Genomic DNA, 19855 nt, shown 5'->3' with positions numbered 1-19855 from the left:
GGCAGCGGGCTATGACAGTCCCCCGCGGGACGGTCGTTGGATCGGGCGGAGGGGCCGGCCGCGGAGCTGGTGGGTGAGGGCGTCACCGAGGGCGGTGTTCAGGGGGCCGGTGTGGTCGATGCCGAGCTGGACCGCGAGGTCGGTGGTGTGGAGGCGGGCCCCGGCCTCCAGAAGCTGAGCGTAGCTGTCGGTGGCGCCGCGGATGCGGTACCGGGCGGTCAGTGCCAGGGCGGCGGCGAGCGGGGCGGCGGGCCACCACCAGGCGCACAACGGGGCGTACAGCAGGGCCCAGCCCCCCAGGGTGGCGGCGCGGGTGAGGGACTGCTCGGCGGTGGTGATCTCGGCGCGGGTGGTCTCGGGCAGCGTGAGCCACAGGTGGGGCCAGAGGAGGGGCAGGTCCACGTGGTGGTCGCGCTCCAGGCGTGCGGAGACGGCGTGGAGGCGATCGCCGCTCCAGGTGGGACGGTCCGGCTCCTCGGCGGCGATGCGCTGCATCGCCAGGTGTGCGGCCCGGCGCGGGGCGGGATCGGCCCGGCTCCCGACGAGGGCCAAGGAACGGGCATCGGCGTCCAGTTGATCCCGGTAGCGGTGTGCGGCGGCGGACCAGCGGGCGCGCCGACGGGCGACACGGGCGTGCGCCCACCGCCGCAGCGGGTGCGGCCAGGTGCGCCAGCCCGCGGCCAGCGCGGTGGCCTGCACCAGGGTCCCCAGCCCCTGGGCGGCCAGCCCGGCCGCCGCGGCGGTGGCGAGAACGGCTCCGAGCAGGACGATCTGGCCGCCGAGGGCGGTCGCGGTGGGTGCCTGGGCCCAGCGGGTGATCCGGTCGGTGAGGCGGTGGGGGTCGAGGGCGTGGGCCTGGCCGAGGACGGAGGCGGCCGTGGCAGTGGCGAGGAAGAGTGTCCCGGGCAGGACCAGCAGAGTGAGCCAGCGTTCGGCGAGCTTCTGCCCGAGGGCCTGCAGGAACCCGCCCACCGCTACAGCCGTTCTCTGCGCAGCGGCAGGCCGCTGATCCGGCAGCGGGGCGCTGCGGGGCCGTCGGGCCAGATGTGGCGCGAGCACTGGTGCGCCGGGCACAGCAGTACCCACTCGTCGGGCGTGGCGGGGGTGACCCCTTGCGGGTTCAGGCCCCGTGCCCGGCCGTGGATGCCCGCTGCGTCGCCTGCGGCCAGCAGGGCCTCGTGGAGGGCGTCGAGCGGCGCGGCAGGATCCTCCCCGTCCCGCAATGCCGCCAGGAGGTGCTCCAGCGGAGCCCGGCCTGCGGGGCCGTACATCTCCAAGGCCGCGCCGATGTGCTCCAACTGGTCGCAGACGTAGGCGATTTCCTCACGCGATCCGAGGCCGCCGCCATGGTGCCGGTCGGGGACGTCGTACTGGTCGGGCACCCCGTTCCTCCGTTCGCCGCCGAACGCTCGGCGCGCTTCTGCGATGGTGTGCGTGGACCGGATCCCGGCTCGTCGAACCGGACCATGACAGATCTGGTCGTGGTCCACATGGTCATGGTGGCCGAACCCGGCCCTGCCGGGCAACTGGCGCCCATTCCCCGGTGATTGACGGACTCGGCGGATACGGGGGAGCTCGTGGGGCAGCGCAAGGAGTTGCCGGCCGCGGTACGGGCGCGCGCGGACCGGACGGCGTCGACGGGAGACCCGTCCTCGGTCCTCGCCGCGACGGCGGCCGAGCACCGACACCCCGACCACGGCCGCGTTCCTCGCCCGGCTCCCGCTGTGCGCCGTCGCCCACTTCGCCTGCCACGGTGCCGACCACCGGACCGGCCAGAGCCGGTTGCTTGTGCACGACCACGCCGCCGCACCGTCGACCGTCTCGGCACTCGACCGGGTCGACCTCGACCGTGCGCATCGAACGACGGGCCCGCCGCACCCGCCCGCCCACCGGTCCGGTGCGCGCGCGGGCGCGGCTGCGCGCCGCACTCAGAAAGTGACGTCCGAGCAGGCGTAGAAGGCGTTACCGGTGTCGGCGATCGTCCAGACGCCGAGGATCAGGTGCTTGCCCGACTTCTGCGGCAGAACTCCGGAGTGGGTCACCGTGGAACCCGGCAGCCGGCCCCCGAAGGGCACGGTCAGGAACGGCTGCGGCTCCAGGTCGGCCCGGGTGAGGGGCTTCGTGGGGTCGTAGCCGTCCTTGGTGATGTAGTACCGGAAGTCGGTCGTGGCGTGCCGCGCCTCGATTTGCCAGCGGAAGGTGTAGCTCTGCCCGCCGGTGACCGCGGTCGCCGGCCAGGCTCCGCCGCGCGGATCGTCGAGCTCGGAGAAGCGGCCGTTGCCGCCGGCGCAGATCGTGCCGTCGACCGGACCCCGGGCGGGGAAGCCCTTCGGACCTTCGACGCTCGGCGGCTCCCACTGGATCTGGCCGCAATTGCGCACGGTCCCGTTGCCGCAGAGCTGCTGACGGCTGATGGGCGCGTCGGTGTAGCCATGGCTCTGCGCGCTGCCGGTGGCGAGGACGGAGGCTCCGGCGATGCCGAGCCCGAGCAGTAACGAGGTGATCTTTCTGCGCATGCTTCGCTCCTGAGGGAGGTGTGGGGGCGCTGCGAGACGAGTGGGGAGTGCGCACTCCGAACCACTAGGTCTAGACCAAGTTCGAGACTAGCCAGGGCAGTTGGGCATGTCCATACCAGACATGGGCGGAGGCGTACCGGCGAACGAGAACCATGCGACCATGTGCATGACCGTCAGGGGGCGCCGTCATGCAGCCGACAGCCACATCCGTGAGCGCGGTGAACCGGCTCACCGCACGGTGGGCGACCGGCCTCGGTCCGGCCGACACCGTTTTCTCGGCAACGACTGTCTGGCCTCTGCTCGCACTCCTCGCGCACGCGGCCGAAGGGCCGGCGCGCAGTGAATTGGAGGAAGCGGTGGGCATGCGCGCGGACGATGCCGCCGCGACCGCGCGCGACCTGCTGGCCGCGCTGAAAGATGTGCGGGGAGCCCGTTCGGCCGTCGGCCTGTGGGCCGGACGCGCCCTTCCCCTGAACCCGGCCTGGGCCTCGGGGCTGCCCGCGGACACCCTGGGGGTGTTGACCGGCGACCCGCACGCGGACCGGAAGGCGCTCGACGCCTGGGCGTCGCAGTGCACGGACGGACTGATCCGGTCGATGCCGGTACCGCTCGATGGGGAAACCGAATTGGTGCTCGCCGCGGCGCAGGCCGTACGCACCCGATGGTTGCAGCCCTTCTCGGAGTGCGAAATGGTTCCGGAGAAGGGGCCGTGGGCCGGACGGTATCTGGTCGGGCTCCGGCGCGAGACCTCGCTCCTCGACCGGGTGGGCGTCGCCGAGACGGAGGCGGGGCGGCTGACCGTGCTCAAGGTCCTCGGCGACACAGGCGTGGACGTCCATCTGCTGCTCGGCGATCCGGACATGCCGCCCGGTCAGGTGCTGAGCGCGGGGGCCGGGACGCTGGCCGGCCGGTACCGGACCGTTCCCGGTCATCTCCTGCCCGCGGGTGATCCGGGTCCGGGCCTGGAGACAGGCACCGAGCGCAGCCTCGTGCCCGAACCGACACTGGCTGTCCGGACCAGTCCGTACTCCCTCGGCGGGGACCACGATCTGCTGCGGCGGCCGGCGCTGTTCGGGCTCTCGGCCGCCACGGACATGAGCCACGGACACTTCCCCGGCATCAGCGGGGCGCCGCTGGCGGTCCGGTCGGCACGGCAGGCGGCCGTGGCCGTCTTCGACGCGGCAGGCTTCGAGGCGGCCTCTCTCTGTGCCGTCGGAATGGCCGCGGCCGGGATGCCACCGGCACCGCGGTACCTGACCAGGCGCGTCGAGGTCTCGTTCGACCGGCCGTTCGGCTTCCTCGTGGTCCACCGCACGTCTCGGCTCGCCCTTGCCGCGGGCTGGGTCGCCGAACCCACCCCGTACCCCGTCGACGAGGGGGACACGTGAGTGCCGCCCCTTGGGCGTCCGGCGGTTTTGGTGCGCACGCTCTGCGGGCGGGACGGGAGGGACGGGGCGGGTCGGGGGCGACGGCTCCGGGGGCCGAGGCGCGGCTGATGTCAGACGACGCTGCCGCAAACGGAGCCGACGGAGAGGTCCAGCGCCGCCGAGTGGAGTCGGTCGAGGTGCCTCGCACGGCGTACGTGGACCGTCGAGACGGCCAGCGCGACATCGCACAGAGGCGCTGAGCGCCACCGCGCCGAGGCGACGACGGCCCGGACGAGCGCCTCGTCGACGCGGTTGACCTCCGTGCGCACCTCACTCAGCTCGGGGCGTTCGGTGGGCGACGCGGACGGATCGTCCCGCCACCGGCGGTACAGCCCGCGCTGCACCACCTTGTTCGCCTCGATCTGGTCCCGGAAGATCCGCCGGGTCGTCTCGGGATCCCCACCCAGCCTCCTCGCCCGTTCGGCCGCTGAGTCCAGCACCTGCTGCTCCCTGGCGGGGTCGTCGATCGGGCTGCCGGTGCCCCACTTGGCCGCGGCGACCAGGTCGGCGGTGGTGACACGCCGGGCAGAGAGGCCCGTGAGGGACAACAGCGGTCTGTGCGGACCGGCCCCGTTGCCGTCGGCCGTGGGGGAGTTGGTCGCGCCGGGGGAGTTCGGCGTGGCCGTGGACGGCGGGGCGGCAGCGGCCATCCCGGTGAACAGCGCCGTGGCGGCCACGACCGCGGCCGCGGCTGCGGTCGACAAACGGCTCGACCGTGAATTCTGCTGCACGAGAGTTCCCTGTGAATCGTTCGATCGCGTGAGGAGCCCATGGAGCGCTTCACGCACCGACCATGGACAGGGAGAACTCCTGGGCGCGCGCAGAGGTAACGGACCAGCGGACGCGCCCCCCTCGTATGCAACCGGTGGGCCACGAGAAACGTCGTGTGCAAGAAGTGCGGGCATGCGAGAGGGCAGGCCGGACATGAAGAAACCGGACACGAAGAAAGGCAGGAAGACTGTGAAGTCAAGCAGTGGCGCGTCACGCCGTGCGGTGCTCGCGGGCGGCCTGGGAGCGGCGCTGGCCACGGCTTCCGTGCCATCGGCCGCGCACGCCTCCGCCCCGGAGAGCGAGTCGGCGCGAAAGTTGCGGGACCTGGAACGGGATCACGCCGCCCGGCTGGGGGTATTCGGGTGGAACACGGCGACGGGCAAGGTCGTCCTCCACCGGGGGGATGAACGCTTCCCGATGTGCTCGGCGTTCAAGACGCTGGCCGTCGGAGCCGTCCTGAGGGACCTCGACCACGACGGGACGTTCCTCTCGAAGGTCATCCACTACACGGAGCAGGACATCGAGAGGGCGGGCGGGGCGCCCGTGACCGGTCTGTGCGAGAACCTCGCGCAGGGGATGACGGTGGAGGCCCTGTGCGGCGCGGCCATCTCGCAGAGCGACAACACCGCGGCGAACCTCCTGCTGGAAGAGCTCGGCGGGCCGACGTCCGTCACCCGTTTCTGCCGGTCCATCGGGGACTCGGTGACCCGGCTCGACCGCTGGGAGCCGGAGCTGAACTCGGCGGAACCGGAGCGCCTGACCGACACCACCAGCCCCCGGGCCATCGGCCGGTCCTACGCGCGGCTCGCCCTCGGGCACGCCCTGGAAGCGGGGGACCGCAAGCGACTGACCGGGTGGCTGCTGGCCAACACGACCGGCGGCAAACGCCTGCGCGCCGGCCTTCCCGAGGACTGGACCGTCGGCGACAAGACCGGCACCGGCCGCTACGGGACCACGAACGACGTGGGTATCGCCTGGCCGTCCCGTCGGGGGCCGATCGTGATGGCTGTCCTGTCCACCCAGCACGCGGAAGACGCCCAGGCGGACGACCTCCTGATCGCCGAGGCGGCCGCCGTCCTGGTCCCGGCCCTCACCTGACGCCCGCGCTGCCCCCGCCGACACGCGTGGCAGGCCGTGGCGACGACGGGCCGGGTCCGCGGCCTGCCCGGTGACCTGGGGGAGTGCTGTCAGCGGGCGAGCAAGGGTGAAGGTAGCCTCTCCCGATGCGCATCGGGATCGTTGGCACCGAGAACACCCATGTCGACCACATCGTCGGTCATCTCAACGTCCACGACGCGGGCGGCGACGCCCGCGTGGTGGCTCTCAGCGGCGGGCACAGCCGGCGCAACGCCATGCTGGCGTCCGCCGGAGGGGTGGAGAGGATAGTCGACGAGCCCGCCGACCTGCTCGGGCTGGTGGACGCCGTCGTCATCGCGGACCGGCACGGCGCGCACCACCGCGAAAAGGCCGTCCCCTTCCTGACCGAGGGACTTCCGGTGTTCGTGGACAAACCGCTGGCCTGCACCGTCGCGGACGCCCGGATCATGATCGACACCGCGCTCGCCCATGACGCGCCGCTCACGTCGTCCTCGGCGCTCCGCTGGATCCCCGACGCCGACGTCCTGGTGGCCCGGTCCGCGCGGGACGGGCAGCCGCAGGCGGTGGTCGTGTCCGGGCCCGCCGATCCCGGCAGCGAGTACGGCGGGATCTTCTTCTACGGCATCCACCCGGTGGACCTTGCCCTGAGGCTGGCCCCCGGTGAGATCCGCGACGTACGCACCGACCGCACCGACACCACCGTCACCGCGTCGTTCACCGCGGGCGCCACCCGGGTCGTCGTGAACTTCGTCAAGCCGGACGAAACGGACCAGATCCCGTTCCACGGAATGACGTTCACCCGGAACACCATGGTCCAGCAGACCCTCACGCTGGACGCGCAGTACTGCGTTCCGGGCCTCGAAGCGTTCCTGGGGATGGTCCGTACGGGCAGGCCGCCCATCGGTTACGGGGACTTGCTGCGCCCCATCGAGGTTCTGGAATCCGTCGCCGCCGCCCTGCGTCCGCGGTCGGCCCCTGAGGGCGCCCCCTCGTAGTCGGCCAGGAGGTCTCCGCCGCTGTACACGGTCCGGCCGTGTGCCCTGCGGCTACGCCGACATGCCCCGTCTCGTCGGCGCTGACGGAGTCCGTGCGGCGGTCACCGGGGACGAGCGGCGCTTCGCGGTCGTACGCGTCGACGGCTCCGTCGGTGCGAAGGCCCCGGGCGCGGCACGCCGGTGACTCCCGACCCCCGCGGGCCCGGCCTCGATGGTCAGGAGGGCAGCGCACCCGGGTGACGGGATGTCACAGAGCAGGTCTACACCTCCGGACCTCGGCTGCCCGTCCGTGTGAGCCACGCGATCCCCGCTCCGGATCCGGCGTTAATGAGCCACGGCAGGCCCGTTTGTGCTCCGCCGGGACCGGGACCGAAGCCGCACCGCCGCCGGGGCCGGAGCGAGTGGTCTGCCGGGGCGGCAGAAGAGCGTCCTTCCGGCCCGTGCGGCCTTTTCGCGGTCTCCCCGTCCCACGGCGGCAGGTCCGAGGACACGTGTCCGGAAAGACGGAACGGAAAGTCCCAACAAATTATTAGTATTACGAGTAACCCACCTGGCCGTAAATCGAATTATTCGCATTCGGCCCGGCTGGTCCGCCTGTTTCATTGAGAATCGGACGCGATGGCAAAATCCCGCCCTCTCTGTCCGGCACATCAGGACGCGGCTTGAATCAGACGGTTGGGAGGGTCGGGCAGGGAAAAGGAACCAGAGCGGGCTCGCCCCGACGGTCCCGCCCCGGGTCCGCCGAGTCCGCGAAGCAGTTCACAGCAACATCCGGACGCACGTTCTTCCATGCGTGACGACTGACGTAAGGAGCGTCGGTCTCGCGTGCCCGAAAGAAATCATCAGTCAGTTCCTCCTTCGAGGTCTGCGCATTCTTCTGTACTGGTTCCTCTATAAAGGTGCTGCGGATGGAAAATTGCGAACCACTGCCCGGTGGTGGTCGGCAGCCGGATACCGGTCCGGCATCGTGGGAGGGATCCGCCGTGCGTGCGGCGCGCACTGTTCTCCGCGTGTCGGCGTATCCCTTCCTGCTGGTGGCCACGGTTTCGGTGGCTACGGCAGCTCTGTGCCTCGACTGGGATCCGGGTCGTGTGAGCCCGCTTTTCCTGCTCGGCACCCTCGTCTACCTCGCCGCGCTCGAACGTCTGATTCCGTACCAGCGCTCCTGGCATCCGAGCCCCAGTGAATGGCGCTGGTACGGCATCTACTTCCTGCTGACGATGGCGGCCAGCGCCCTGGCCCAATATCTCGTCACCGCAGCTGTCTCCGTGGTGACTCCGGAAGAGCCGGCTCTCCACCTCTGGACCGAAATTCCCGCAGCTCTTCTGACCGGTTCGCTGGCCAGTTATCTCGTGCACCGACTGGGCCATGCCAATCGGATATTGTGGCGACTGCACGGAGTGCACCACGTGCCGCAAAAAGTGAACGTCGCCAATAATGGCGTCAATCACGTTCTCGACATCGTGCTTGCGCAGGGGGTTGTTCAACTGGCCCTTGCGCTGATCGGGTTCTCCCAGGAATCCGTACTCGTCGTGGGTCTCTTCGTGGCCGCACAGGGCTATTTCATCCACGCGAATATCGACGTGCGCATCGGTCGGCTCAACCATGTGCTCGCCAGTCCTGAGCAACACCGCCTGCACCACAGCACTGATCTGTCCGAAGCGGGCCACTACGGCTCGGATCTGTCGATCTGGGACCACCTCTTCGACAGCTACACATGGCGGCCCGGCCGTGAGCCGGTCGCGGTCGGCCTCGGTGACCCCGCGTTGTTCCCCCCGACCGGCGAGATCGCCACCACCCTTCTCCATCCCTGGCGCCGTGCGAGGAGGGCCGGGCCCGGCTCCGCCTGACCGGACCCTCTTCTCCGGAAATCCGCACTGCCCCTCGCATCCATGCCGTGTCCCGGCGCCTCGACTTGAGGAGTACGACCTTGCCCGACGTGAACAGTGCATCTGTGAGCGACGAAGTAGCGATCATCGGCATGGGCTGCCGACTGCCAGGCGGTGCGTCGGACCACCGCACCTACTGGCGGAACCTCATGGAGGGCAAGGACTGCATCACACCGACACCGGCGGACCGCTACGACGTCACGACGCTCGGCAGCAGGCACAAGGAGAAACCGGGACGCCTGATCGGTGGCCGGGGCGGATACATCGACGGTTTCGACGAGTTCGACCCCGGATTCTTCGGAATCAGTCCGCGCGAGGCCGACCACATGGACCCTCAGCAGCGCAAGCTGCTGGAGGTGGCCTGGGAGGCGCTGGAGGACGGCGGCCAGCGGCCCTCGGAGCTCGCCGGAAGCAATACCGCCGTGTTCGTCGGCGCGTTCACGCTGGACTATAAGATCCTCCAGTTCTCCGATCTGGGCTTCTCCTCACTGGCCGCGCACACCGCCACCGGCACGATGATGACGATGGTCTCGAACCGTCTCTCCTACTGCTTCGACTTCCGCGGCCCCAGCCTGTCGATCGACACGGCGTGCAGCTCCTCCCTGGTGGCGGTGCACCTCGCCTGCCAGAGCCTCAACAACCGGGAGACCGACCTCGCACTCGCCGGTGGCGTCCTGCTGCACATGGCACCGCAGTACACCATCGCCGAGACGAAGGGCGGCTTCCTGTCGCCCGACGGCCGCTCACGTACGTTCGACGCCTCGGCCAACGGCTACGTACGGGCCGAGGGCGTGGGCATGGTCGCGCTGAAGCGGCTCGACGACGCCGTACGCGACGGCGACCCGATCCACGCGGTGATCCTCGGCACGGGGGTCAACCAGGACGGCCGCACCAATGGCATCACCGTGCCCAGCGCGGACGCCCAGGCCGCTCTCATCCAGCGTGTCTGCGACGGAGCCGGCATCACACCCGGCTCCCTGCAGTACGTGGAGGCACACGGCACGTCGACGGCGGTCGGCGACCCGATCGAGGCGAACGCGCTGAGCCGGGCGCTGGCCGTGGGTCGCAGACCCGGTGCCAAGTGCTACGTCGGGTCCGTCAAGACGAACATCGGGCACACCGAAGCGGCAGCGGGCATCGCCGGGCTGATCAAGACCGTGCTCTGCCTCAAGCACCGCCGTATCCCGCCCCACATCAACCTGGAGCGGATCAACACCGCCATCGACCGGGAGTCCTCCCCGTACCTGATCCCGACCGAGCCGACCGACTGGCCCGAGCACGAGGGGCCCGCGCGGGCCGGGGTGAATTCGTTCGGCTTCGGCGGCACCAACGCGCATATCGTGCTGGAGGCGGCACCCGAGCGGGAGGACCGGCCCACCGCGCCCCGCGAACGGGCCTGGAACATCCTGCCGCTGACCGCCCGGACCCCGGAGGCCCTGCCGGAGATGGCGGCGGGCATCCGACGCGAGCTGGCAGGGGGCCACGGCCCTGATGTGCCGCTGTCCGACCTCGGGTACACGCTTGCGCGACGTCGCCAGCACCTCGAGTCGCGGCTCTCCGTCGTGTATGCGTCACGCGAGGATCTGGATGAAGGGCTCGCCGCCTTCCTGCGGGGTGAACCGCACCCCCGAGTGGTCCGCGGCAGGCAACTCGACACCGAGCAGCGCGGCCTCGTCTGGGTCTTCACCGGCATGGGGCCGCAGTGGTGGGGCATGGGCCGCCAACTGTTCGAGGGCGACGAGGTGTTCCGGGAGGCGGTCACCCGCTGCGACCTGGCCGTCCGCAAGCTGGCGGGATGGTCCCTGATCGAGGAGATGACGGCCGACGAGGCCGCTTCGCGCATGGGCGAGACATGGCTCGCGCAGCCGGCCAACTTCGCCGTCCAGGTGGGACTCGCGGCCATGTGGCGCCAGTACGGCGTGCGGCCCGACGCCGTGGTCGGTCACAGCACGGGCGAGATCGCCGCCTTCTACGAGGCGGGGGTCTACACCCTGGAGGACGCGGCAAGGATCGTGGTGCACCGCAGCCGGCTCCAGCAGCGGCTCACCGGGACGGGCACCATGCTGGCCGTGAGTCTCCCCGAGGAGGAGGCGCAGTTCCGGGCGGCCGCGTACGGGGACCGGGTGTCCGTCGCCGCGGTCAACAGCCCCTCGGCGGTCACCCTGGCCGGGGACCGGGACGCGCTGGCCGAACTGGCCGACGGGCTGCGCTCCGAGCAGGTCTTCGCCAAGTTCCTGTCGGTCCAGGTCCCCTACCACAGCGCAGGCATGGAAGCGATCAAGGACGAACTGCTGGCCTCGCTGGACGGGCTCGACCCACGGGCAGCAACGGTTCCGCTGTATCTGACGGGCCAGGAGGGCACGGCACACGGCAGTGAGCTGGACGCGGCCTACTGGTGGAAGAACGTCCGCCACCGCGTCCGTTTCCGCTCGGCCGTGGACCGGCTCGCCGACGACGGATACGGGCTGTTCCTGGAGATCGGCCCGCATCCGGTGCTCGGCCACTCCATCCGCGAGTGCCTCGACAGCCGGAGCGCGGCCGTACACACCGTCGCCTCGATCCGCCGCCAGGAGAACGAACCGGAGCGCTTCGCCGCCTCGCTGGCGGAACTGCACAACGCCGGGGTACCGGTTGCGTGGGACACCCTGCACCCGGTGGGCAGCCCGGTCGTACTTCCCCGCTATCCGTGGAAGCGCGACCGGTACTGGACGGAGCCCGGCCCCGTCGCGCAGGTCCGCCTCGGCCACGCCGACCACCCCCTGCTGGGCCGCCGCACGACGCACACCGAACCGTCCTGGCACACGACACTCGACACCGAGCGGTTGCCCTACCTCGACGACCACCGCATCCAGTCCACCGTGGTCTTTCCGGCGGCCGGGTACCTGGAGATGGCCACGCAGGCGGTCCGTTCCCTGACCGGCGGCACGCACGCCGTGCTGACGGACATCGAATTCCGCAAAGCCCTCTTCCTGCCCGAGGGCGAGGACCGCGCCGTACGCCTGACGCTCTCGCCGCAGAACGCGGTGTTCACGATCGCCTCGGCAGGGGAGACGGAGGGGGACCGGGCGGTGCACGCGAGCGGCGTCGTGCGCTCCGGGCAGCCGCGCCCGGCCGGCCCCGCCGTCGACATCGCGACCCTCCGGGCCGGCAGCCGACGCCGGCTCGACGGTGAGGAGTGCTACGCGGAGCTGGCCGCCCTGGGCTACCACTACGGTCCTGCCTTCCGCGCCATCGAGGAAGTGTGGATCGGTTCCGGCGAGGTCCTCGCCCGGCTCAGCCCGCCCGCGGCGATCGGTGACGACGCGGCCCGGCACCACATCCATCCCGTGCTGCTCGACGCCTGCTTCCAGTCGTTGCTGACCACACAGCTCCTCGACGGGGACGCGGACCGGCCGGCCTCCGGCATCCGTCTGCCTCTGTCGATCGAGGAGGTGCGTCTCGCTCCGGTCGGAGACCGGCCGATCTGGGTGCACGCCACGGTGACCCGCAGCGACGCGGACGAGCTCGTCGGAGACATCGCCGTTCACACGGACAGCGGTGAACCTCTGGGCGGGATCAGCGGATTCCGCGCGGCCGACGTGGAGAAGGCGCCCACGGCGGTCGGTCTGGGCACGATCGACTCCTGGCTCGCCGAAACCGTCTGGATCGACAGGCCCTTCGACAAGTCCGCAGTCACGGACAAGGCCACGGTCACCGCACCGGGTGGGTCCGCCACCGGTACCGACTGGCTGGTGTTCGCCGACAGCCGCGGTGTCGGCGACGCGCTGAGTGGCCTGCTCGCCGCGCGCGGCGTGCGCTGCCACCTCGTGCGTCCTGGCAAGGCGTACCAACCGGCGGGTGACGGAGGGGAGTTCACCGTCGTGCCGGGGTCCGGCCAGGACCTGGAGCGGCTCTTCGCCGACCTGGACGAGGGCGGTGAGGACGGCAGGGCGTCCCTCGGCACCGTCGTGCATCTGTGGAACCTCGACCTGCCGCGCCTCACCGAGGTCGCAGGGCAGGACGTCGCAGAGCACAGCGAAACCGGGGCGTATTCGCTGATCGCGCTCGCCCGCACACTGCTTCGGCGCGGGGCCGGTGGCCGGCTGCACATCGTGACCCGCGGGGCGCAGTGCGTCGAGCCCGGCGAGACCGTCGAGCCTCTGGGAGCGCCTGCTTGGGGAGTCGGCCGGGTGCTCAGGCACCAGGAGCTGCTCTCCCACGGGGGAAAACTGATCGACCTGGATCCCGGCCGGCAGGGAGACGAGGGACCCCGGGCCGACGCACAGGCGCTGCTGCGTGAGGCGCTCACCGACGACGAGGAAGAGATCGCACTGCGCGGCGCCGGCCGCCTCACCAGCCGGGCGCGGCGGGCCGAGGGGCTGACGCGCCCCCTCCCGCTGCGTCTGCGCGCCGACGCCAACTACCTGGTCACCGGGGCCTTCGGAGCGCTCGGCAGGCTTCTCTGCCGGACACTCGTACGGCGCGGGGCGCGCAGCCTGATCCTGATCGGACGCACCGCACTGCCGGAGCGTTCCGCCTGGCGCGGACTCGACCCCGCCACGGCCCAGGGTCGTGCCGCCGCCTTCGTCAGGGAACTGGAGGCGCTCGGCGCCCGGATCGTCCTGGCACCGCTCGACATCACCGATGAGACCGCTTTCACGACCTGGCTCGACGCCCACCAGCTCACCGACCCGCTGCCGGTCCGCGGAGTGTTCCATCTGGCCGGCCGGGTCCGCGACACACTCGTCACGGACATGGACCACCACACGTTCGCCGAGGCCCACGACCCCAAGGCCGTCGGCGCGTATCTGCTGCACCGGCACCTGCGGGACGAACCACTCGACCACTTCGTGCTGTTCGCCTCGATCGCCTCGCTGCTGACCACGGCGGGCCAGACCAACTACGCTGCCGGGAACGCCTTCCTGGACGCGCTGGCCCAGCACCGTCGCGCGCTCGGACTGCCGGGCCTCAGCATCGACTGGGGGCCGTGGGCCACCGGCATGATCGAAGAGCTCGGACTCGTCGACCACTATTTCCACAGCCGTGGGATGAGCTCGCTCGCACCGGACGTCGGCATGGCGGTGCTGGAACGCGTCATCGGCCAGGACCGGGCCCAGTTGCTCGTCGCCACGGTCGTCGACTGGCCGGTGTTCCAGTCCTGGTACGCCTCCCCGCCCCTGCTGGTGGCCGAACTGGCGGCGGCGGCCACTCCCGGTACGGTCGACCCGGGCACGGGCGACGGCGTTCTCGACACGTTCCGCACGGCGGGCGCGGCGGAGCGGCTGTCCCTGGTGGCACGGCGGTTCACCGCGGTGGCCGCCTCGGTGCTGCGGACGAGCCCCGAGCAGATCGATCCGCACGCGGGCCTCAACGCACTGGGGCTCGACTCGCTCCTGGCGATGGAGCTGCGTGCCCGGCTCGGCTCCGAACTCGGCGTCGCCCCGCCCGTGGTGGCCCTGCTGAGCGGCACCCCGGTCGTCGAACTGGTCACACAGCTCCACGACGGTCTGGCCGAGGCGGTGGCGTTCGAGTCCGGCGGTGACGACAAGGCGGCGGTGGAGATCTTCGAGGACGAGCTCCGCCACCCGCTGACGCAGAACCAGAAGGCCCTGTGGTTCCTCAGGCAGCTCAACCCCGAAGGCTACGCGTACAACATCGGCGGCGCGGTCGAGGTCCGCGTCGCCCTCGACCCCGACCTGATGTTCGAAGCCGTCCGCTGCCTGGTCGCACGTCACCCGGCGCTGCGAACCAACTTCCTCACGGTGGACGGCCTGCCGCTGCAGCAGGTGTCGCCGGACCGGAGCCCGGACCTCGCGCTGTTCGACGTGCAGGACCAGGAGTGGGAGGAGGTCCACCGGACGATCGTGGCCGAGTACCGCAGGCCGTACGACCTCGAACGCGACCCGCTGTTCCGCTTCCGCCTCTTCAAACGCGGCCACGACCGCTGGGTGATCATGAAGGCGGTGCATCACATCGTCTCCGACGCGATCTCGACGTTCACCTTCATCGAGGAACTCCTCGCGGTCTACGAGGGGCTGCGCCAGGGCCGTGCGCCCTCGCTGCCGCCCGTCACCGCGCGCTACCTGGACTTCCTCAACGCGCAGAACCGCTTCCTGTCCGGTCCCGCGGCGCAGCGCATGCTCGAATACTGGCGCTCGCATCTGCCGGACGAGGTGCCGGTCCTGGAACTGCCCGTCGACAAACCCCGGCCCTCCGTGCAGACCCACAACGGGGCCTCGGAGTTCTTCGTGCTGGACACGGCTCTCACCAACCGCGTGCACGCCCTGGCCCGCGAGCACGACGTGACCCCGTTCATGGTGCTGCTCAGCGCCTACTATGTGCTGCTCCAGCGCTACTCCGGCCAGGACCACGTCATCGTGGGCAGCCCGGTGACCGGCCGGACGCAGCAGGAGTTCGCCTCCGTCTACGGCTACTTCGTCAACCCGCTCCCGCTGCACGCGGACCTCTCCGGGGAGCCGTCGGTCGCCCAACTGCTGCAACAGGTCCGCACGACCGTGCTGGGAGGCCTCGACAACCAGGAGTACCCGTTCGTCCTGCTGGTGGACGAACTGGGACTCCAGCACGACCCCACCCGTTCCGCGGTGTTCCAGGCCATGTTCATCCTGCTGACCCACAAAGTCGCGACCGAGAAGTACGGCTACCGGCTCGAATACATCGAACTCCCCGAAGAGGAAGGGCAGTTCGATGTCACCCTGTCCGTCTACGAGGACGAGGCGGAGCGCCGGTTCCACTGCGTCCTCAAATACAACACCGACCTGTTCCTGCCGGAAACCATGCGGCGGATGGCAGCGCACTACACCACCCTGCTCGACAGCATGACCCGGGCGCCGGCCGACCACCCCACCACCCGGCTGGAGATGCTGGGCGCCCAGGAGCGCGAGCGGCTGGTCGGCGAGTGGAGCGGCGCAGCGCGCACCGCTTTGCCGTCCGGAACGGGGGAGCGCGAGGCGGACCGTGCCCGCCCCGTGCATCAGCTGATCGGCGAGGCCGCCGCCCGCTGCCCGGAGGCGGTCGCCGTCACGGTCCCGTCGTACCGCGGGGCGGCCCGCCGGCTGACGTACGCGGAACTGGACCGTCGCGCCGGGGAGCTGGCGCGGCGGCTGCGCGGACTGGGGACCGGTGCCGGTTCGGTGGTGGCGCTCTGCCTGGACAAGTCGCCCGACCTCGTCGTCGCGCTTCTCGCGGTACTCAAGGCCGGTGGCGCCTACCTCCCCCTCCCGCCCGACCACCCGGCCGACCGCGTCGCCCACGCCGTGCGGACCGCGGGCGCCGGCCTCCTCGTCGTCGCGGACGAGCCCTCCCGGGACCGGATGGCAGGGATCCCCGCCGAGACGCTGACCCTGCGGGAACTGTACGAGGCGGGGCCCGGGACGGAGGGCCGGCGGGTGCCCGCGGCCGGACCGGACCGTCCGGCGGACCTGGACTCGCCCGCGTACGTCATCCACACCTCCGGCTCGACCGGGCACCCCAAGGCCGTGCAGGTCAGCCACCGCAACCTCGCCTCGGCGTACGGGGCCTGGCTGCAGGAGTACCGGCTCGACCGCGACGTGCGGGTGCACCTCCAGATGGCGGCCCCGTCGTTCGACGTCTTCACCGGTGACCTGGTGCGCGCGCTGTGCTCCGGCGGCAACCTGGTGCTCGTCGACCGTGACCTCCTCTTCGACACCGAACGCCTCTACAGGACCATGCGCGAGGAGCGGGTCGACTGCGCGGAGTTCGTCCCCGCTGTCGTACGCGGACTCATGGACCACTGCGAACGGGAGGGGCTGCGGCTGGACTTCATGCGGCTGCTGGTCGTCGGGTCCGACGCGTGGAAGACCGGGGAGTACCGGCGGCTGCGCGACCTGTGCGGGCCGCACACCCGCCTGATCAACTCCTACGGGGTCACCGAGGCCACCATCGACAGCGCCTGCTTCGAAGGACCCGTCGACGACCTGGAACCCGGCCGCACGGTGCCGATCGGGCGCCCCTTGAGCAACAGCACACTCCATGTGCTCGACCAGCACGGCGAGCCGGTGCCCCCCGGCGTACCGGGCGAGCTGTGGATCGGCGGCGACGGCGTCGCACTCGGCTACGCCGGCGACCCCGCGCAGACGGCCCGGCGCTTCGTGACCCGGACGATGAGCCGGGAGCCGGGCGCCGGACCCGTACGCCTCTACCGGAGCGGCGACGCGGCGTGCTGGGACGCGGACGGCCGGGTCCATCTGCTCGGACGGGCCGACGACCAGGTCAAGCTCCGCGGCCACCGGATCGAGATCGGCGAGATCGAGGCCCACCTCGCCCAGTGGCCCCGGCTGGCCCGGACGGTCGTCACCGTGCGCCCCGACGCCCGGGGGGAGGACGCGCTCTGCGCCTACTGCGTGCCGGAGGAGGGGACGGTGCTCGACCGGCGCGCGCTGCGACGCCACCTCGCGGAACTGCTGCCCGCCTACATGGTTCCCTCGCACTTCGTCGCACTGCCGGAACTGCCGCTGACCGCCAACGGGAAGGTCGACGTCGCCGCCCTCCCGACGCCCCGCTTCGACGCGGACGACGAGCCGGACGAGGTGTTCGGCACACCGTTCGAAATGAGCATGGCCCGGCACTGGAAGGAACTGCTGGGCCTGGAGCGGGTCGGCCTGACACACGAGTTCTTCGAGGCCGGAGGCAGCTCCATCAAGCTGATCGAGCTGATCCACCGGTTGCGCCAGGAATTCGGCGTCGGCATTCCCGTCAGCCTGCTGTACCGGGTCACGACCCTGCACGGGATGGCCGCCACGGTGGAGCGCCTCGCCACCGGCGGGATCTCGGACGATCTGCCCTACCTGAGCTTCAACAGCGACCGGGACCCGACGGTGTTCTGCTTCCCCCCGGCGGGCGGCCACGGACTCGTCTACCGGGCCTTCGCCGCCGAGCTGCCCCGGTACCGGCTGATCGCCTTCAACTACGTCCCGGGCGAGGACAAGGTGGCCCGCTACGCCGACCTCGTCGAGTCCCTGCGCCCCGTGGGCCGATGCCTGCTGCTCGGCTACTCCCTCGGCGGCAACCTCGCGTTCGAGGTGGCCAAGGAGCTCGAAGACCGGGGACGCGAGGTCGGCCACGTGATCGTGCTGGATTCCCACCGCATCCTGGAGCCCTACGTCCCCGGCCCCGAACACTTCGAGTTCTTCGAGGCGGAATTGGCCGAACACCTCCGAAAGCACACCGGATCGGAGATTGTCGCCCGCGAAACCCTGGACCACGCAGCGGAATACCTGGCATTCTGCGGCCGCACACCGAACCTCGGCACAGTCTCCGCCACCGTCAGCGTGGTCACGGACGAGGAGAAGACCGCGCTCTACACCGCGGGCGCGCAAGGCACCTGGCACGGCAGCTCCACCACGGCCACGGCCCTGCTGCGCGGCTCCGGGATCCACGCCGACATGCTCGATCCCAAGCATGTGGCCCGCAACGCCGAGCTGGTGCGCGGCATCTTCCAGGAGGGCGGCGCCGATGGCCGGTGACACGGACGATCCGTGGAGCGCCGGCGGACGGGACGCGGACGGCAGACCCCGGGTCATCGTGATCGGCGCGGGCATCGCCGGAATGTCCACCGGCTGCTACGCGCAGATGAACGGAATGCGGTCCCGCATCTTCGAGAAGCACGTGCTGCCCGGGGGCTGCTGCACGGCCTGGTCACGCGACGGCTACATCTTCGACTACTGCATCGAGTGGCTGATCGGCACCGCCGACGGCAACGACGCCCACCAGGTGTGGCGCGAACTGGGGGCGCTCGACGGCAAGACCATCACCAACTTCGAGATGTTCAACCGAGTCGTCGACGAGACCGGCCGGTCAGTGGTCTTCTACAACGACCCGGACCGGCTGGAGCGCCACCTGCTCGACCTCTCGCCCGCCGACGCCCGGCTGATCCGCTCGTTCTGCCAGGACCTGAGGCGATTCATCGCCATCGACCTGTATCCGTTCCTGACCGCCCCGGCCCTGCGGACCGTGCGCGAGAGGGCCGCGACGCTGCGCACCGTCCTGCCCGCGTTCCGCCTGTTCTGGCGTACGGCTTCGACGCCGATGCACGAGTTCGCCGACCGGTTCCAGGACCCGTTGCTGCGCCGGGCGTTCCGCAACATCTTCTTCCAGGACCCGGAGGGCTTCCCGCTGCTCCCGTACCTGTTCAACATGGCCAGCGCCCACCACCACAACGCCGGTTTCCCGCAAGGAGGTTCACTGGGCCTGGCGCGTTCGGTCGAGGAGCGGTACACGACGCTGGGCGGTGAGATCGACTACCGCGCACGGGTCGAACGCATCCTCGTCGAGGACGGACGCGCCGTCGGCATCGAACTGCGCAACGGCAGGCGGTACCACGCCGACCATGTCGTCTCGGCCTGCGACGGCCACACGACGATCCACGGTCTCCTGCAGGGCCGGTACACCGGGCCGCGGATCGACAAGCTGTACGACGACCTGCTGCACCGACCGGGCGCCCTCTTCCCCGCGGTGGTCTCGGCCTTCGCCGGGGTCCGGGGCGACCTGGGCCCCGACCGGGCACACAGCACCACGTACCTCCTCCCGCCCGAGGACGCCGCCCGGCTGCCCGGCGCGCTCCAGAGCAGTCTGGTGGTCCAGCTGCGTTCCCACTACTCCGACGGATTCGCCCCGCCCGGAAGATCGGTGGTCCACTGCACCTACTTCAGCGACTTCGCCTACTGGAAAGCACTGCGTGCCGCCGACCGCAAGGAGTACCGGGCGCAGAAGCACCGGGTCGCCGAATTCGTAAGAGACTTCCTGGAGCGCCGGCTGCCGGGCACGGCCGAACGCATCGAACTCGTCGATGTCGCCTCACCGGCGACCACCCGGCGCTACACGGGCAACCACGACGGCTCCATCCTGGCCTGGAAGGCATTCTCCGAGGCCGACGACATCGCGGCCAAGCTCGTCGGCAAGGACCGCATGCGCCTGCCCGGCCTGCGGGGATTCTCCATGGCCGGGCAGTGGGTCGGCATGGGCGGCCTGATCCGCGCCGCGTCCACCGGCCGCTTCGTCGTCCAGTACCTCTGCGACGAGCTGGGACGCGGGTTCACGGCTTCCGAGAGCCCGGGCGGCGAACCCTGGCACCCCGGAAAGCTGGGCCGGCTGCCTCAGCTCGACAGATGGTCCGCGCGCGGGGACACCCGCACATGAACACC

11 protein-coding genes are annotated in these 19855 nt (G+C 70.8%); 7 read left to right on the top strand and 4 right to left on the bottom strand.

The window, feature by feature from the left end; all coding sequences use genetic code 11:
• Positions 1 to 9: 9 nt before the first annotated feature.
• The 3 genes from ACFVT1_RS07880 to ACFVT1_RS07870 form a co-directional block, all read right to left on the bottom strand.
• On the bottom strand, positions 10 to 972 hold the full coding sequence (locus ACFVT1_RS07880) for a hypothetical protein (RefSeq protein ID WP_389793495.1): 963 nt from the start codon (positions 970 to 972) through the stop codon (positions 10 to 12).
• Between the two features lie 2 nt (positions 973 to 974).
• The gene (locus ACFVT1_RS07875; RefSeq protein WP_389793494.1) at positions 975 to 1382 is read right to left on the bottom strand and encodes a hypothetical protein; all 408 of its coding nucleotides are present in this window, start codon (positions 1380 to 1382) and stop codon (positions 975 to 977) included.
• 546 nt (positions 1383 to 1928) lie between these two features.
• Positions 1929 to 2516: a lytic polysaccharide monooxygenase auxiliary activity family 9 protein gene (locus ACFVT1_RS07870; RefSeq protein WP_362202414.1), complete on the bottom strand. Its 588-nt coding sequence runs from the start codon at positions 2514 to 2516 to the stop codon at positions 1929 to 1931.
• 188 nt (positions 2517 to 2704) lie between these two features.
• Here ACFVT1_RS07870 and ACFVT1_RS07865 point away from each other — a divergent pair, with 188 nt between their 5' ends.
• On the top strand, positions 2705 to 3904 hold the full coding sequence (locus ACFVT1_RS07865) for a serpin family protein (RefSeq protein ID WP_389793493.1): 1200 nt from the start codon (positions 2705 to 2707) through the stop codon (positions 3902 to 3904).
• 110 nt (positions 3905 to 4014) lie between these two features.
• Here ACFVT1_RS07865 and aroQ read toward each other — a convergent pair whose 3' ends face one another.
• A complete protein-coding gene (aroQ, locus tag ACFVT1_RS07860; protein ID WP_389793492.1) occupies positions 4015 to 4647 on the bottom strand; it encodes a gamma subclass chorismate mutase AroQ in 633 nt (210 codons plus the stop codon).
• A 220-nt stretch (positions 4648 to 4867) separates the two neighbouring features.
• Here aroQ and bla point away from each other — a divergent pair, with 220 nt between their 5' ends.
• From bla to ACFVT1_RS07830, 6 genes are all read left to right on the top strand, one after another.
• Positions 4868 to 5812 carry a class A beta-lactamase gene (gene bla / locus ACFVT1_RS07855; RefSeq protein WP_389794054.1) on the top strand — a complete coding sequence of 315 codons (945 nt, stop codon included), beginning with the start codon at positions 4868 to 4870 and terminating at the stop codon, positions 5810 to 5812.
• Between the two features lie 125 nt (positions 5813 to 5937).
• The gene (locus tag ACFVT1_RS07850) at positions 5938 to 6807 is read left to right on the top strand and encodes a Gfo/Idh/MocA family protein (RefSeq protein WP_389793491.1); all 870 of its coding nucleotides are present in this window, start codon (positions 5938 to 5940) and stop codon (positions 6805 to 6807) included.
• Between the two features lie 40 nt (positions 6808 to 6847).
• On the top strand, positions 6848 to 6991 hold the full coding sequence (locus ACFVT1_RS07845; RefSeq protein ID WP_389793490.1) for a hypothetical protein: 144 nt from the start codon (positions 6848 to 6850) through the stop codon (positions 6989 to 6991).
• Positions 6992 to 7715: 724 nt separating this feature from the next.
• Positions 7716 to 8657 carry a sterol desaturase family protein gene (locus tag ACFVT1_RS07840; RefSeq protein ID WP_389793488.1) on the top strand — a complete coding sequence of 314 codons (942 nt, stop codon included), beginning with the start codon at positions 7716 to 7718 and terminating at the stop codon, positions 8655 to 8657.
• An 80-nt stretch (positions 8658 to 8737) separates the two neighbouring features.
• A complete protein-coding gene (locus tag ACFVT1_RS07835; protein WP_389793487.1) occupies positions 8738 to 18178 on the top strand; it encodes an amino acid adenylation domain-containing protein in 9441 nt (3146 codons plus the stop codon).
• The gene (locus ACFVT1_RS07830) at positions 18168 to 19850 is read left to right on the top strand and encodes a phytoene desaturase family protein (protein ID WP_389793485.1); all 1683 of its coding nucleotides are present in this window, start codon (positions 18168 to 18170) and stop codon (positions 19848 to 19850) included. The genes ACFVT1_RS07835 and ACFVT1_RS07830 overlap by 11 nt, the downstream gene beginning before the upstream one ends.
• Positions 19851 to 19855: the final 5 nt, after the last annotated feature.

Source organism: Streptomyces sp. NPDC057963 (assembly GCF_042887155.1).
Classification (GTDB): Bacteria; Actinomycetota; Actinomycetes; order Streptomycetales; family Streptomycetaceae; genus Streptomyces.
Note: the sequence above shows the minus strand (reverse complement) of the source record. Positions and strands in the feature narration are given on the sequence as shown.

Excerpts from the sequence above, each read along its gene's own strand:
- ACFVT1_RS07870 (WP_362202414.1), bottom strand. The coding sequence starts at position 2,516 with ATGCGCAGAAAGATCACCTCGTTACTGCTCGGGCTCGGCATCGCCGGA.
- ACFVT1_RS07865 (WP_389793493.1), top strand. The coding sequence starts at position 2,705 with ATGCAGCCGACAGCCACATCCGTGAGCGCGGTGAACCGGCTCACCGCA.
- bla (WP_389794054.1), top strand. The coding sequence starts at position 4,868 with ATGAAGAAACCGGACACGAAGAAAGGCAGGAAGACTGTGAAGTCAAGC.
- ACFVT1_RS07850 (WP_389793491.1), top strand. The coding sequence starts at position 5,938 with ATGCGCATCGGGATCGTTGGCACCGAGAACACCCATGTCGACCACATC.
- ACFVT1_RS07840 (WP_389793488.1), top strand. The coding sequence starts at position 7,716 with ATGGAAAATTGCGAACCACTGCCCGGTGGTGGTCGGCAGCCGGATACC.
- ACFVT1_RS07830 (WP_389793485.1), top strand. The coding sequence starts at position 18,168 with ATGGCCGGTGACACGGACGATCCGTGGAGCGCCGGCGGACGGGACGCG.